8 protein-coding genes are annotated in these 15,489 nt (G+C 73.0%); 3 read left to right on the top strand and 5 right to left on the bottom strand.

What is annotated here, in order from left to right; all coding sequences use genetic code 11:
* Window positions 1–119: 119 nt before the first annotated feature.
* Together pepN and ACFVHB_RS38165 are read right to left on the bottom strand one after the other, a co-directional pair.
* Window positions 120–2,711, bottom strand: a complete 2,592-nt coding sequence (gene pepN / locus ACFVHB_RS38170; protein ID WP_380332048.1) for an aminopeptidase N — start codon at window positions 2,709–2,711, stop codon at window positions 120–122.
* 127 nt (window positions 2,712–2,838) lie between these two features.
* The gene (locus tag ACFVHB_RS38165; RefSeq protein ID WP_380332045.1) at window positions 2,839–4,491 is read right to left on the bottom strand and encodes a PQQ-binding-like beta-propeller repeat protein; all 1,653 of its coding nucleotides are present in this window, start codon (window positions 4,489–4,491) and stop codon (window positions 2,839–2,841) included.
* 625 nt (window positions 4,492–5,116) lie between these two features.
* Here ACFVHB_RS38165 and ACFVHB_RS38160 point away from each other — a divergent pair.
* From ACFVHB_RS38160 to ACFVHB_RS38150, 3 genes are all read left to right on the top strand, one after another.
* Window positions 5,117–6,319: an ROK family protein gene (locus tag ACFVHB_RS38160; protein ID WP_380332042.1), complete on the top strand. Its 1,203-nt coding sequence runs from the start codon at window positions 5,117–5,119 to the stop codon at window positions 6,317–6,319.
* Between the two features lie 220 nt (window positions 6,320–6,539).
* On the top strand, window positions 6,540–8,468 hold the full coding sequence (gene dxs, locus ACFVHB_RS38155) for a 1-deoxy-D-xylulose-5-phosphate synthase (RefSeq protein ID WP_380332039.1): 1,929 nt from the start codon (window positions 6,540–6,542) through the stop codon (window positions 8,466–8,468).
* A gap of 232 nt (window positions 8,469–8,700) precedes the next feature.
* The gene (locus ACFVHB_RS38150; RefSeq protein ID WP_380332051.1) at window positions 8,701–10,158 is read left to right on the top strand and encodes an ArnT family glycosyltransferase; all 1,458 of its coding nucleotides are present in this window, start codon (window positions 8,701–8,703) and stop codon (window positions 10,156–10,158) included.
* A 167-nt stretch (window positions 10,159–10,325) separates the two neighbouring features.
* Here ACFVHB_RS38150 and ACFVHB_RS38145 read toward each other — a convergent pair whose 3' ends face one another.
* From ACFVHB_RS38145 to ACFVHB_RS38135, 3 genes are all read right to left on the bottom strand, one after another.
* Window positions 10,326–12,455 (bottom strand): 3-hydroxyacyl-CoA dehydrogenase NAD-binding domain-containing protein, encoded by a 2,130-nt coding sequence (locus ACFVHB_RS38145; protein WP_380332036.1) that lies wholly within the window; start codon window positions 12,453–12,455, stop codon window positions 10,326–10,328.
* Between the two features lie 2 nt (window positions 12,456–12,457).
* Window positions 12,458–13,675 (bottom strand): acetyl-CoA C-acyltransferase, encoded by a 1,218-nt coding sequence (locus ACFVHB_RS38140; RefSeq protein ID WP_360196719.1) that lies wholly within the window; start codon window positions 13,673–13,675, stop codon window positions 12,458–12,460.
* A gap of 353 nt (window positions 13,676–14,028) precedes the next feature.
* Window positions 14,029–15,276: a ribonuclease D gene (locus ACFVHB_RS38135; RefSeq protein WP_380332034.1), complete on the bottom strand. Its 1,248-nt coding sequence runs from the start codon at window positions 15,274–15,276 to the stop codon at window positions 14,029–14,031.
* Window positions 15,277–15,489 lie beyond the last annotated feature (213 nt).

The raw sequence follows: 15,489 nt of genomic DNA, 5'->3' as shown, positions 1-15,489 counted from the left end.
TCCCGGGGGGGGGGTGTGGGCCCCGCCGGGGAAACCGGGGGCGAGGGACCAGCCCCCCCCCCCGCCCCCCCCGGGGGGGGGGGGGCCACGGGAGTACCCGCGGCCCCCACGGCGGGACGTCAGTGCCCGAGCGCCCGGGCGCCCGCCGCCCGGTCGGCCGCCTGGGCCTTCAGCGCGCGCTCGATCCCGGCCCGCGCCTCGACGACCTGCCGGCGCAGGGCCGGCGCCGGCTCGGCCGAGGCCAGCCAGGCGTCGGTGGCGTCCAGCGTGGCCTGCTCGACCTGGAGCGCCGGGTACAGGCCGACGATGATCTGCTGCGAGATCTCGTGGCTGCGGGTCTCCCAGATGCCCTTGACGGCCGCGAAGTACTTCGCGGCGTACGGCGCGAGCAGCTCGCGCTGGTCGGCCTGCTGGAAGCCGGCGATCACGGCCTCCTGGACGTAGTTGGTGAGCTTGTCCGACTCCACCACGGAGGCCCAGGCCTCCGCCTTGGCCTCGGCGGTCGGCCGGGCGGCGCGGCAGGTGGCGGCGTGCTCCTGGCCGGCCGCGGTGTTGTCGCGCTCCAGCTCGGCCGCGATGGCGGCCTCGTCGGCGCGGCCGGTGGCGGCGAGCCGGCCGAGCAGCGTCCAGCGCAGCTCGGTGTCGACGGCCAGGCCCTTGAGCTCGACCGAGCCGTCCAGCAGCCCGGCGAGCAGGCCGAGCTGGCCGTCGGTGCGGGCGACCGAGGCGAGGGCGCGGGCCCAGGCCAGCTGGTGGTCGCTGCCGGGCTCGGCGGCGCGCAGCTGGGTCTCGGCGGCCTCGGCCCAGCGGGCGAGGCCCTGCTCGCGCCAGGCCGGGTCGGCGTAGGCGTCCAGGGCCAGCTTGACCTGGCGGTGCACCGACTGGACGACGCCGATGTCGCTCTCCCGGGCGAGGCCGGAGATGGCGAGCGCCAGGTAGTCGCGGGCGGCCAGCTCGCCGTCGCGGGTCATGTCCCAGGCGGAGACCCAGCACAGGGCGCGCGGCAGCGAGTCGGTGAAGCCGCCGAGGTGCTCGGTGACGACGGCCAGCGAGTCCTCGTCGAGCCGGATCTTGGCGTAGGACAGGTCGTCGTCGTTGAGCAGGACGACGGCCGGGCGGTGGCGGCCGACCAGCTCCGGCACCTCGGTGCGGGGGCCGTCGACGTCCAGCTCGATCCGGTCGGTGCGGACCAGCGCGCCGTCGGCCAGCTCGTACAGGCCGATGGCGATCCGGTGCGGGCGGAGCACGGCCTCGCCCTTGGCGCCGGCGGGCAGCGCGGGGGCCTCCTGCAGGACGGCGAAGGACTCGATCTCGCCGTCGGTGTTGAGCACGATGGAGGGCCGCAGCACGTTGATGCCGGCGGTCTCCAGCCAGGCCTTGGACCAGGCCTTGAGGTCGCGGCCGCTGGCCTTCTCCAGCGCGCCGAGCAGGTCGCTCAGGCGGGTGTTGCCCCAGGCGTGCTGCTTGAAGTAGGCCTGCACGCCCTGGAAGAAGGCGTCCTGGCCGACGTACGCCACCAGCTGCTTGAGCACCGAGGCGCCCTTGGCGTAGGTGATGCCGTCGAAGTTGACCTGGACGTCCTCCAGGTCGTTGATGTCGGCCATGATCGGGTGGGTGGACGGCAGCTGGTCCTGCCGGTACGCCCAGGTCTTCATCTGGTTGGCGAAGGTGGTCCAGGAGTGCGGCCACTTGGAGCCGGGAGCCTCGGCCTGGCAGACGGCCTCGGCGAAGGTCGCGAACGACTCGTTCAGCCAGAGGTCGTTCCACCACTCCATGGTGACCAGGTCGCCGAACCACATGTGGGCCAGCTCGTGCAGGATGGTCGCGGCCCGCGACTCGTACGCGGCGTCGGTCACCTTGGAGCGGAACACGTACTGGTCGCGCAGGGTGACGGCGCCCGCGTTCTCCATCGCGCCGGCGTTGAACTCCGGCACGAACAGCTGGTCGTACTTGGCGAACGGGTAGGGGAAGTCGAACTTCTCCTGGAAGTAGTCGAAGCCCTGCTTGGTGACCGCGAAGACCGCCTCGGCGTCGAGGAACTCGCGCAGCGAGGGGCGGCAGTAGACGCCCAGCGGCACCTTCTGGTCGCCGTTCTCGTAGGCGTCGAAGACGCCGACGTACGGGCCGGCGATGAGGGCGGTGATGTAGGAGGAGATCCGGCCGGTCGGCTCGAACTTCCAGACCTGGGTGTCGCCTTCGCCGACCGGGGTCGGGGTCGGGGAGTTGGAGACCACGACCCAGCCCTTGGGCGCGTGCACCGTGAAGGTGAACGCGGCCTTGAGGTCGGGCTGTTCGAAGGAGGCGAAGACCCGGCGGGCGTCCGGCACCTCGAACTGGGTGTACAGGTAGGTCTCGCCGTCGACCGGGTCGACGAACCGGTGCAGGCCCTCACCGGTGTTGGTGTAGGCGCAGTCGGCGACGACCCGCAGCTCGTTCTCGGCGGCCAGGTTCGGCAGGGCGATCCGGCTGTCGGCGAAGTTGGCGTTGTCGAGCCGCTCGCCGTTGAGGACGATCTCCTCGACGCTCGGGGCGACCAGGTCGATGAAGGTGGCCGCGCCGGGGGTGGTGGCGGTGAACCGGACCACGGTGGTGGACCGGAAGGTGCCCCCTTCGCGGGCCGAGCCGAGGTCGAGCTCGATGTCGTACGCGTCCACGCGCAGGAGGTCGGCCCGGGTGCGGGCCTCCTCACGGGTCAGGTTGGTGCCGGGCACTCGCTGGACTCCTTCGTCAGGCTGATGCTTCGCATCCTCCCACGCCCGGCGGGCGGAGCCAGGGGAAATGTGCGCGGGCGGGGTGGGGGGGGGGCCCCGGGGCCCCCCCCCCCACCCCGCCGGGGCGTCACTTCTTGGTGTACTTGACCACCGGGGCGTCGGAGCCGGCGCTGCGGGCGTAGCCGTACAGCGCGCCCTCCGCGGTGAGGATGTACTCGGTGCTGCTGAGGCTGACGTAGCTGTTGGACTTGGGCTGGGTGATGGCGCCCAGATCGGTCGGCGATCCGTCGGTGGGCGAGAGCGTCACCAGCTTGGGGTCCTTGCCGTAGCCCATGTCCAGCACGGCACGGACCTTGCCGTCCTTGTCGGTGCCGGAGACCAGCCGGATGCCCTCGGCGGCGCCGCCGGTGGACGACCAGAGCCGCTTGCCGGTGGTGAGGTCGTAGGCGTTGATGGCCGGCTTGGACGGGTTGGTCTGGACGTACAGCGTGGTGCCGCTGATCACGTTCTGGGTGAACGCGTCGGACTGGCCGGAGAGCCGCAGGCTGTCGGCGCCGGGCTCCTTGACGGACATCGCCGTCAGCGGCTTGTTGCTCTTGTCGAACGGCAGGATGTAGTCGCCGTTCGGGCCGTTGGTGACCAGCAGCACCAGCGGGGCGTCCGAGATGACCTTGTCCACCCGCTCGATGCTGCCGGTCAGTGTGATCGGGGCGGCGGTGGCCTTGCCGCTGTCCGCGTCGACCACCACCAGCTGGGACTTGGTGGTGGTGTTGATGCCGTAGCAGCGGTCGCTGACCGCGATCTGCGCGCCGGCCGCCTTGCCGTAGACGCTGCAGTCCTTCTCGCGGGGCTGGAACGACCAGGCCGGCGAGCCGTCGGTGATGTTCAGCCCGCCGATCACGTTGCCGCCGACGCCGACGACCTTCTCGGTGACGGTCAGGGTGGGCGAGGACATCCGCTCCGGGCTGACCTTGACGGTCCAGAGCAGCTTGCCGGTGCTGACGTCGACCGCGCCGACGGTGGAGCAGTCGCTGTCACCGGTGTTGAGCGCGACCGCCGCGATGTGCTTGGAGTTGACCCCGTACGAGGCGGCGCAGAACTCCTTGGTGCCGGCCGGCGGGGCGATCGTCCACAGCTCCTTGCCGTCGGCGGCGTTGATGCCGCGGATGCCGTAGCTGTCGGCGCGCACGGTGCTCTTGTCGGTGCCCCAGATGCCGAGCAGCTGCGAACCGCTGGACGCGTTGGCGGGCTTGGCGGCGCTCCAGGTGTAGTTGTAGGCGCCGGCCTTGCCCGTACCGCCCGACGCGGAGGGGTCGCCGGCGACGGTGCCCGAGGTGCTGCCGTTGTCGTTGTTGGGGGTCTCGTTGAACAGCACGACCAGGGCGGCGACGATGGCGATCGCCAGCACACCGCCGATGATGCCGCCCCAGACCATCACCGGGTTGCGCTGCTTGGGCGGCTGGGGCACCGGCGCGCCGGCGTAGGTGTACCCGCCCTGCGGCTGCGGGTAGCCGTAGCCGGGCGTCCCGTACTGCTGACCGCCGCCGTCGGTGGCCCCGAACGGGGGCTGCTGGCCCGGGGACGGGTCGTACGGGCCGACCGGTGCGCCCATCGGGGGAGTCGGCGCGCTCTGGGCGGGGAAGGCGGCGGCGGTGGGCGCGTAGGCGTAGTCGCTGCCCGGTGCCGGTGCCGGGGCCGCCGGGGGCTGGGCCGGCGGCGGCGTTCCGGGCGCGGCCGGTCCGGCCTGACCGGGGACCGGTGCCCCGTCGAGCTGTGTCATCTGGTCCGCCACGGCGGCGGGGTCGACGCCGGGCGTGCGCCCGAGCGAGACGCCCCGGTTGTCCTGCGGACCCGTGCCCGGCGTGTCGCCTGACCCCGGAGTAGGGTGATCCCCTGCCATCTGATTCCCCGTCATGTCTGGAAGCGCCCCCCGGCCGGTCACGTCCGTGGCCGATGGGACGGGTGAGATTGGGCACCATGGTACGGGTGGCCCGATTTCGCCCTGTCGCAGGCGCCCGGGACCCCGCGTGCCACCCCCTGAGCTGCCGGTCTTCCCACCGGCCCGGCCCGCCCGTCCGGCGGGGCGCCGCGGTCCCCACCGCACCGCCACGCACACTCCGCCAACCCCTCACCTCCCCACCCGGCGCCCGGCCCCCCGCCCGCGCCCCTCCCGCCACCCCGCGCGCCCCTGCTCCGGCCCCCATGACCCGCCCGCGGCCCGCCCGCGACCCGCCCGCGGCACCCCCTCGCGCCTCTCCTCACCGCCTCCGCGCCCCCCGCGCGTCACCCGCCGTTCCACCCGCGTAGGCCGTCGCCGCACCTCCGGGGCCCTTCAGGGCCTAGGCTTCAGGAGGTGAAGGGATCGCCCGGCGGATGGGGTTCCCTCGCCCTTGGGAGGGTGGATCATGTCGACGGACACACCGGGCTCGCAGTCCTCACTGCACCGGGCGAACCTGGAGCGCGTGCTCCGGGCGGTACGGATGGCCGGCTCGCTGACCCAGGCCGAGATCGCCCGCGGCACCGGGCTCTCCGCGGCCACCGTGTCCAACATCGTCCGGGAGCTCAAGGAGAGCGGCACCGTCGTGGTGGCCGACACCTCCTCCGGCGGCCGCCGCGCCCGCAGCGTCTCGCTCAGCGGCGACGCCGGCATCGTGGTGGGGATCGATTTCGGCCACACCCACCTCCGGGTCGCGGTCGGCAACCTCGCGCACCGCGTGCTCGCCGAGGAGAGCGCCCCGATCGACGTGGACGTCTCGGCCGCCCAGGGCTTCGACCGGGCCGAGGCCCTGGTCGACCGGCTGCTCGCCGAGGCCGGCTTCCGCCCGGACAAGGTGATCGGCGTGGGCCTCGGCGTCCCGGGCCCGATCGACGTGGAGACCGGCGCCCTCGGCTCCACCGCGATCCTGCCGGGCTGGACCGGCATCGCCCCCGGCCGCGAGCTGGCCGAGCGGCTCGGCATGCCGGTGCACGTGGACAACGACGCCAACCTCGGCGCCCTGGGCGAGCTGGTCTGGGGTGCGGGCCGCGGCCTGAGCGACCTCGCCTACATCAAGGTGGCGAGCGGTGTCGGCGCCGGCCTGGTGGTCAACGGCCAGATCTACCGCGGCCCGGGCGGCACCGCCGGTGAGATAGGGCACATCACCCTGGACGAGGCCGGCCCGGTCTGCCGCTGCGGCAACCGCGGCTGTCTGGAGACCTTCGTCGGCTCGCGGTACCTGCTGGGCCTGCTCAGCCCGACCCTCGGCCCGGACCTCTCGCTGCCCCGGATGGTCGAGCTGGCCCACCAGGGGGACCTCGGCTGCCGCCGGGTGATCGCCGACGCGGGCCGCCAGATCGGCACCGGCGTCGCGACCCTCTGCAACCTGCTCAACCCGCGCCGGGTGATCCTCGGCGGCGACCTCGCCGACGCCGGCGAGCTGGTGCTGGGCCCGATCCGGGACTCGGTGGCCCGCTACGCCATCCCGAGCGCCGCCCGCCAGCTGTCGGTGGTGCCCGGCACCCTGGGCGGCCGGGCCGAGGTGCTCGGCGCGCTGGCGCTGGTGATGAGCGAGATGGGCGAGTCCGGCGCGCTCGGCAGATCCGCACAGACGTCCGGCGCCCGGTCGTGAGTGCCCGGCGGCGGGCTCCCCGGGCCCGCCGCCACGCGGGAACCGCGCCGTCCGAGGCGGTAACCGGCCAGTGGCACCGGGCACCCCGCTCGGTGTCCGGTAGGCGGACATTAGACTCGACCGGTCGGCACCGACCGAGCGAGTCGGAGCGCGTCGGCACACCGGGCAGCGAGGCCCGCCGGACCGCCAGCGGTCCGCGACTTTGAACGAGGAGGAACGGGTGGCCCTGCTGACCCGCATTCGGGGACCGCGCGATCTCGACCGGCTCACGCCCGGACAGCTGGCGACCCTGGCCGAGGAGATCCGGACCTTCCTGGTGACGGAGGTCTCCAAGACGGGCGGCCACCTCGGCCCGAACCTCGGCGTGGTGGAGCTGACCATCGCGCTGCACCGGGTCTTCGACTCGCCGCGCGACCGCATCCTCTTCGACACCGGCCACCAGAGCTACGTCCACAAGCTGCTCACCGGCCGCCAGGACTTCTCCCGGCTGAAGATGAGCGGCGGCCTGTCCGGCTACCCGTCCCGCGCCGAGTCCGAGCACGACGTGATCGAGAACTCGCACGCCTCCACCGTCATCTCCTACGCCGACGGCCTGGCCAAGGCCAACAAGATCCTCGGCAAGGCGGACCCGGTCGTCGCCGTCATCGGCGACGGCGCGCTCACCGGCGGCATGGCCTGGGAGGCGCTCAACAACCTCGCCGACGCCAAGGACCTGCCGGTCGTCATCGTCGTCAACGACAACGAGCGCTCCTACTCCCCGACCATCGGCGGCCTCGCCAACCACCTCGCGACGCTGCGCACCACCCAGGGCTACGAGCGGTTCCTCTCCTGGGGCAAGGACGCCCTGCAGCGCACCCCGGTGGTCGGCCAGCAGCTGTTCGACACGCTGCACGGCGCCAAGAAGGGCCTGAAGGACTTCATCGCCCCGCAGGGCATGTTCGAGGACCTCGGCCTCAAGTACATCGGCCCGATCGACGGCCACGACCTCACCGCCCTGGAATCGGCGCTCACCAAGGCGCGCGGCTTCGGCGGCCCGGTGATCGTGCACTGCCTCACCGAGAAGGGCCGCGGCTACCACGCCGCCGAGAACAACGACGAGGACCGCTTCCACGCGGTCGGCGTGATCCACCCGGACACCGGCCTGCCGGTGAAGAGCTCGGGCAAGGACTGGACCTCGGTCTTCGGCGAGGAGATGGTGGCGCTCGGCCACGAGCGCGAGGACATCGTCGCCATCACCGCCGCGATGCTCCACCCGGTCGGCCTCGCCCCCTTCGCCAAGGCCTTCCCGGACCGCATCTTCGACGTGGGCATCGCCGAGCAGCACGCCGTCACCAGCGCGGCCGGCCTGGCCACCAACGGGCTGCACCCGGTGTTCGCGGTCTACGCGACCTTCCTCAACCGGGCCTTCGACCAGGTCCTGATGGACGTCGCCCTGCACAAGCTGGGCGTGACCTTCGTCCTGGACCGGGCCGGTGTCACCGGCACCGACGGCGCCTCGCACAACGGCATGTGGGACATGTCGATCCTCCAGGTCGTCCCGGGCCTGCGGATCGCCGCCCCGCGCGACGCCGACCAGGTGCGCGCCCAGCTCCGCGAGGCCGTCCAGGTCAAGGACGCCCCGACGGTGGTCCGCTACTCCAAGGGCACGGTCGGCCCGGCCGTCGCCGCGGTGGGCCGGATCGGCGGCATGGACGTGCTGCGCGAGGCGGCGTCCGACGCCGTCGGCGGGGCCGCCGCGGGCCGCCGCGCCGACGTGCTGATCGTCTCGGTCGGCGCGATGGCCCCGACCAGCCTGGAGGTCGCCGACCTGCTGGCCGCCCAGGGCATCACCGCGACCGTGGTGGACCCGCGCTGGGTCAAGCCGGTGGACGCGGCCCTGCCGGGCCTGGCCGCCGAGCACCGGGCGGTCGTCACGATCGAGGACAACGGCCGGGTCGGCGGCGTCGGCGCCGCGGTCGCCCAGGCGCTGCGCGACGCCGAGGTGGACGTGCCGCTGCGCGACTTCGGCATCCCGCAGGAGTTCCTGGACCACGCCTCCCGGTCCGAGATCCTCGCCGAGATCGGTCTCACCGCCCCGGACATCGCCCGCCAGGTGACCGCGCTGGTCGCCCGGATCGCCAAGCTGGACGTCGCCACCGTCGAGGCCTGATCCGGGGGCCCGGTCACCCGCGCTCCCACCCCCGGCGTTCGCCCGTTTGCGACAACTCCGCAACAGTTCGCCGGGGGGAGGCCAACCGTCAGGCCGATAATCGCACCGAAAGGCGGGACCGGCGCTGCCAGCGCCGATCCCGCCCGGTAGGTTGTCATCCGTGCCGACCCCCACCCGCCCCCGCCTCGCCGGGCTCGCCGAACGCCTGCCCGTGCGCGTCCGTACCCAGCTGATGACGGGGTACTGGACGAGGCTGGTGCCGGTGCTGGCCCTGGTCGCCCTCGTCACCCACGTCCCCTCCTTCGTGCGGCCGGTCTGGAGCCCCGACGAGGGCTTCCTGGCCACCCAGGCCCGGATGCTGGCCGACGGGGGCGTGCTCTACGACACCGTGGTCGACCGCAAGCCCCCGCTGCTGCCCTGGCTCTACCAGGCCTGCTTCGCGGTCTTCGGCTCGGCCTCGCTCTGGCCGCTGCGCACCCTGGCCGTCGGCGCCCACCTGGTCACCGCGATCCTGCTGGCCTCGATCGCCCGCGGCCGCTGGGGCAACCGGGCGGGTGCCGGGGCGGGCCTGCTCTACCTGCTGGTCTCCATCGGGCTCTCCCCGGAGGACACCCAGGCGGCCACCTTCGAGGTGTTCATGCTGCCCGCGATGGTGGCGGCCTTCCGGTACGCCGAGCGGCGCCGCTGGCTGGCCGCCGGCATCGCGGTGGCGCTCTGTTCGCTGACCAAGCAGACCGGCGGCGCGGTGCTGCTGCCGGTGCTCTGGATGCTCTTCCAGGACGCCCGCCGGCGCGGGGTCCGCTGGCCGCCCGCGCTGTTCGAGATCGGCTTCGGCTTCACGCTGCCGATAGCGCTGGTGGCGGTGATCCTCACCAAGCCGAAGGGCTTCCTGTTCTGGGTGGTCACCGGCAGCGGTGACTACGCCTCGTTCGGCGGCGCCTGGCTGCAGATGACGGGCCGGGCGCTCGGCAACTCGGCGATCCTGGCCGCCGCCGGCCTGGGCTTCCTGCTGCCGGTCGGCCGCCGGCTCTGGCTGAAGCACCGCCACCGCCCGCTGCCGGTGGCGGGGGAGGAGCACGGCTCCACCACCGACCTCTGGGTCTGGCTGCTCTCCTCGGCGATCGCGGTCAGCGTGGGCTTCCACTTCTTCGGCCACTACTACCTGCAGCTGATGCCGCCGCTGGTGCTGCTGGGCACCGGCGCGGTCGCCACCTCGGCGGTCCGCTGGAAGCCCGTCCTGGTGTACTCCACGGTCGCCGCCACGGCGTTCTGGGGCCTGGCCCTGGCCTGGCCCGGCGAGCGGCTGAACCAGACCACCGAGGTGGCCACCGCCGTCGCCGCGCAGACCACGCCGAAGGACACCGTGCTGGTCTGGGGCATGCACCCGGAGCTGTACTGGCTGGCCGACCGCAAGCCGGCCACCCGCTACCTGACGGCCGGCTTCCTGACCAACTACAGCGGCGGCAAGGACGGCAGCCCCAACGTCGGCGAGCAGTTCAGCGTCAGCAACGCCTGGCGGACCTTCGACAAGGAACTGGTCGACAACGGCCTGCCCGAGGTCGTCGTCGACGACTCCGGTCTGGCGCCCTACCAGCCGACCCAGATCCCCCGGATCGAGAACCTGCTGGACACCCACTACGAGATGGTGGGCGTCTTCGCCGACACCGTGGTCTACCGCCTCAAGCGCTGACCCGCCGACGCCCCCGGGCCCGACTTTGCCGCCCGGGCCCGCCTTTGCCGCCCGGACCCGCCCGTGCCGCCCGTGCGCGCGTCCGGCACCCCGGAACCCGGCCCGGCACCCCGGAACACGGAAGAGCCCCGGTGACCTCCAGGTCACCGGGGCTCTCCGCGTCGCTGCTAGGCGGGCACCGAGGCCACACCCGGGGCGAGGAACCGCTTGCCGTTCACCCGCTCCGAGACGCCCTCACGGTCCAGGTACGGGGTGATCCCGCCCAGGTGGAAGGGCCAGCCGGCACCGGTGATCATGCAGAGGTCGATGTCCTGGGCCTCGCCGACGACACCCTCCTCCAGCATCAGGCCGATCTCCTGCGCGACGGCGTCCAGAGCACGGTTCAGCACCTGCTCCTCGGTCAGCACGGTGTCGCCGAAGGAGAGCAGCTCCAGCACCTCGGGGTCGAGGACCTGCTTGCCGTCCACCCAGGTGTAGAAGCCGCGCTTGCCGGCCTTGACCACCTTGCCGAGGTTCTCGGAGACGGTGAACCGCTCCGGGAAGGCGCCGTGCAGGGTCTCCGAGACGTGCAGGGCGATGGCCGGGCCGACCAGCTCCAGCAGCACGATCGGGGACATCGGCAGGCCGAGCGGCTCGACGCCCTTCTCGACCGTGGCGATCGGGGTGCCCTCGTCGATGATGGTCTGGATCTCGCCCATGAAGCGGGTCAGGATCCGGTTCACCACGAACGCCGGGGCGTCCTTGCACAGCACCGCGGTCTTCTTCAGCTTCTTCGAGACGCCGAAGGCGGTGGCCAGCGAGGCGTCGTCGGTCTGCTCACCGCGGACGATCTCCAGCAGCGGCAGGATCGCGACCGGGTTGAAGAAGTGGAAGCCGACGACCCGCTCGGGGTGCTTCAGCTTCGAGGCCATCTCGGTGACCGACAGCGAGGAGGTGTTGGTCGCCAGCACACAGGTCGGCGAGACCACGTTCTCCAGGTCGGCGAAGACGGTCTGCTTGACGCCCATCTCCTCGAACACGGCCTCGATCACGAAGTCCGCGTCCGCGAAGCCGGCCGCCTTGTCGAGCGAGCCGGTGACCAGGCCCTTGAGGCGGTTGGCCTTGTCGTTGCCGATCCGGCCCTTGGCGAGCAGCTTGTCGATCTCGGCGTGGACGTAGCCGACGCCCTTGTCGATGCGCTCCTGGTCGATGTCGGTGAGGACCACCGGCACCTCCAGCCGGCGGGCGAACAGCAGCGCCAGCTGGGAGGCCATCAGACCGGCGCCGACGACGCCGACCTTGCTGACCGGGCGGGCCAGCGACTTGTCCGGCGCGCCGAACGGCTTCTTGGCGCGGCGCTGCACCAGGTTGAAGGCGTAGATGCCGCTGCGCAGCTCGCCGCCCATGATGAGGTCGGCCAGCGCCGCGTCCTCGGCGTCGAAGCCCGCCTGCAGGTCCTGGTCCTTGACCTGGGCGATGATGTCCAGCGCGCGGTAGGCGGCCGGGGCGGCCCCGTGCACCTTGCCGTCGGCGACCAGGCGGCCCCAGGCGACGGCGTCGTCCCAGGCCTTGCCGCGGTCGATCTCCTCGCGCTCGACGACCACGTCACCCTTGATGACCTTGGCCGCCCAGAACAGCGACTGCTCCAGGAAGTCGGCCGGCTCGAAGATCGCGTCCGCGATGCCGAGCTCGAACACCTCCTTGCCCTTGAGCTGCTTGTTCTGCGCCATCGAGTTCTCGATGATGACCTTGACGGCCTTCGCCGGACCGATCAGGTTCGGCAGGATGGTGCAGCCGCCCCAGCCGGGGACGAGGCCCAGGAAGACCTCGGGCAGCGAGAACGCCGGGACGCCCGCCGACACCGTGCGGTAGTCGCAGTGCAGGCCGACCTCGACGCCGCCGCCCATCGCCGCGCCGTTGTAGAACGCGAAGGTCGGGACGGACAGCGCGGCGATCCGCTTGAAGACCTCGTGGCCGCCCTTGCCGATGGCCAGCGCGTCCGCGTGCTGCTGGAGCAGCTCGACGCCCTTGAGGTCGGCGCCGACCGCGAAGATGAACGGCTTGCCGGTGATCGCGGCACCGACGATCTTGCCCTCGGCGGCCTCGGCCTCGACCTGGTCCAGCGCCTCGGACAGCTTCAGCAGCGAGCCGGGGCCGAAGGTGGTCGGCTTGGTGTGGTCGAAGCCGTTGTCCAGGGTGATCAGGGCCAGCTTGCCGGCCTGCAGCGGCAGGTCCAGGTGGCGGACGTGGGCCGTGGTGACGACCTCGCCGGGGAAGAGCTCGGCGCCGCGGGTCAGCAGCTCAGTCGTGGTGCTCATGCTCACTTACCGCCCTCGAAGTGGGGGTTCTCCCAGATGATGGTGCCGCCCATGCCGAAGCCGATGCACATCGTGGTGAGGCCGTAGCGGACGTCCGGGCGCTGCTCGAAGCGGCGGGCCAGCTGGTTCATCAGGCGCACGCCGGAGGAGGCCAGCGGGTGGCCGAAGGCGATCGCGCCGCCGAACGGGTTGACCCGCTCGTCGTCGTCCGCGATGCCGTAGTGGTCCAGGAAGGCCAGCACCTGGACGGCGAAGGCCTCGTTGACCTCGAAGGCCTGGATGTCGTCGATGGTCAGACCGGCCTTGGCCAGGGCCTTCTCGGTGGCCGGCACCGGGCCGATGCCCATGACCTCGGGCTCGACGCCGGCGAAGGCGTACGAGACCAGGCGCATCTTGACCGGGAGGCCGAGCTCCTCGGCGACGTCCTCGGCGGCCAGCAGCGAGGCGGTGGCACCGTCGTTCAGACCGGCCGAGTTGCCCGCGGTGATGTTGCCGTGCGGGCGGAACGGGGTCTTCAGGTTGGCCAGCGACTCCATCGTGGTGCCCGGGCGCAGCGGCTCGTCCACGGTGGCCAGGCCCCAGCCGGTCTCGCCGACCTCGGGGTTGGTGTTGCGGATCGAGATCGGCACCAGGTCGGGCTGGATGTCGCCGTTGGCGTACGCCTTGGCGGCCTTCTCCTGGGAGCGCACGGCGTAGGCGTCGCAGCGCTCCTTGGTGATGTGCGGGAACCGGTCGTGCAGGTTCTCCGCGGTCATGCCCATGAACAGGGCGGACTCGTCGACGAGCTTCTCGGAGACGAAGCGCGGGTTCGGGTCGACGCCCTCGCCCATCGGGTGGCGGCCCATGTGCTCGACGCCGCCGGCCACGACCACGTCGTACGCGCCGAAGGCGATGCCGCCGGCGGTGGTGGTCACGGCGGTCAGGGCGCCGGCGCACATGCGGTCGATGGCGTAGCCGGGGACGGACTTCGGCAGGCCGGCCAGCAGGGCCGCGGTGCGGCCGATGGTCAGACCCTGGTCGCCGATCTGCGTGGTGGCCGCGACGGCGACCTCGTCGATCCGCTCGACGGGCAGGTTCGGGTTACGGCGCACGAGCTCCCGGATGCACTTGACGACCAGGTCGTCGGCGCGCGTCTCGTGGTAGATGCCCTTCGGGCCGGCCTTGCCGAACGGGGTGCGGACGCCATCGACGAAGACGACGTCCCTCGCGGTACGAGGCACGGGGGCTCTCCTCCCAGGGACCAACAGGTTGAGGTGGGCAGGCTGCCGCCGTCCGTCGCGCAATGGACGTGAGCGGCGCCGCTTCACCGCCATGCTACCGGTCGGTAACCAACCTGCCCAGGCCCGGCGGGGGCATCTCCTCGTGTGTCCCGCGCCACGTCCCCCGCCCGGGTGCGCCGCAGGTGGGCGGCGGCCGGGCCGCAGGTCGGCGGCGGGGCGCGCCGGCCCCGCACGCGGATGCCGAAGGGGACGCCGAAGGGGACGCTCAAGGGGGACGCCGAAGGGGGACGCCGCCCTTCGGCGACGTCCCCCTTCGGTCGTGCGTGCTCGGTCGGCCCGCGTGGCGGGCCCGGTCAGCCGGCCTGCGCGGTGACCGCCTCCGCGAAGGCGGCGGCGACCACCGGCGCCACCAGCGCGACCTGCCACTGCCGGGCGCCGAGCCGGCGCAGCGCGGCGGCCACGTTCTCGGGGCTCGCGTCGGCCGGCGGCTCCCAGGACACCCGGCGGACCAGGTCCGGGGTGATCAGGTTCTCGGCCGGCAGGTTGTGCGTCTCGGCGAGCTCGCTCACCGCGGCCCGCGCCCCGGAGAGCCGGGCGGCCGCGACCGGGTCCTTCTCGGCCCAGGCGCGCGGCGGCGGCGGGCCGTCGTGCGGCGCGGAGGCCGGCGGCAGCTGGTTCTCCGGGACCTCCCGGCCCCGCTGCACGGCGGCCAGCCACTGCTCCAGCTGCCGGCGGTGCACCCGCGGACCGAAGCCCTGGACGGCCTGGAGCGCGGCGATGTTGAGCGGCATGGCCAGCGCGGCGTTGACGATCGCGGCGTCCGAGAGCACCCGGCCCGGCGAGACGTCCCGCTCCTGCGCCATCCGGTCGCGGGTCAGCCAGAGCTCGCGCACCACGGCCAGCTGGCGGCGCCGGCGGACCTTGTGCAGCTGCGAGGTGCGGCGCCAGGGGTCGGTGCGCGGCGCCGGGCGGGGTGCCGAGGCGATCGCGGCGAACTCCTCCAGCGCCCAGTCGAGCTTGCCCTGGGCGTCCAGCTCCTGTTCGAGTGCGTCGCGCAGCTCGACCAGCACCTCGACGTCCAGAGCGGCGTAGCGCAGCCACGGCTCGGGCAGCGGGCGGGTGGACCAGTCGACCGCCGAGTGCTCCTTGGCCAGGCTCAGGCCGAGCACGCTCTCCGTCATCGGTCCGAGGCCGACCCGGGCGAAGCCGGCGATCCGCCCGGCCAGCTCGGTGTCGAAGAGCCGCTGCGGCCGCATCCCGACCTCGGCCAGGCAGGGCAGGTCCTGGGTGGCGGCGTGCACGACCCACTCGGTGTCCGCCAGGGCGGCGCCCAGCGCGCTCAGGTCGGGGCAGGCGATCGGGTCGATCAGCGCGGTCCCGGCGCCCGCGCGGCGCAGCTGGATGAGGTACGCCCGCTGGCCGTAGCGGTAGCCGGAGGCCCGCTCGGCGTCGACGGCGACCGGTCCCGAACCCGCGGCGAAGGCGGCGACGACGGCGGCCAGCGTCCGCTCGTCCGCCACGACTGGCGGGATCCCCTCCTTCGGTTCGAGGAGCGGGACCGGGGCTGCTTCTTCTGGGATGGCTGCTACGGCGTCGGTCACCCACCAAGGGTACGACGGACCACGCAACCGGGAGTGTTGTCGGACTGGTCAGACCGGGTCCGGGAATATGACAGAGACCCGCCCGCCCGCCTCCGGGGTGCTCGGAGCCCGGTGACCGGTCCTGCGCCGGACGGCCGGGCCCGGCACCGCTGCGGCGGGGCCGGGGGGGACGGAGCCCACCGGCGCCGCCCCCGGCCCCCCCCCCCGGGCGCG

The sequence above is a fragment of the Kitasatospora sp. NPDC127111 genome, assembly GCF_042677465.1.
GTDB lineage: Bacteria > Actinomycetota > Actinomycetes > Streptomycetales > Streptomycetaceae > Kitasatospora.
This window is presented reverse-complemented; position numbering and strand designations above follow the sequence as displayed.

Coding starts and splice junctions, on each gene's coding strand:
- ACFVHB_RS38165 (WP_380332045.1), bottom strand. CDS start 4,491: ATGACACAGCTCGACGGGGCACCGGTCCCCGGTCAGGCCGGACCGGCC.
- ACFVHB_RS38160 (WP_380332042.1), top strand. CDS start 5,117: ATGTCGACGGACACACCGGGCTCGCAGTCCTCACTGCACCGGGCGAAC.
- ACFVHB_RS38150 (WP_380332051.1), top strand. CDS start 8,701: ATGACGGGGTACTGGACGAGGCTGGTGCCGGTGCTGGCCCTGGTCGCC.
- ACFVHB_RS38145 (WP_380332036.1), bottom strand. CDS start 12,455: ATGAGCACCACGACTGAGCTGCTGACCCGCGGCGCCGAGCTCTTCCCC.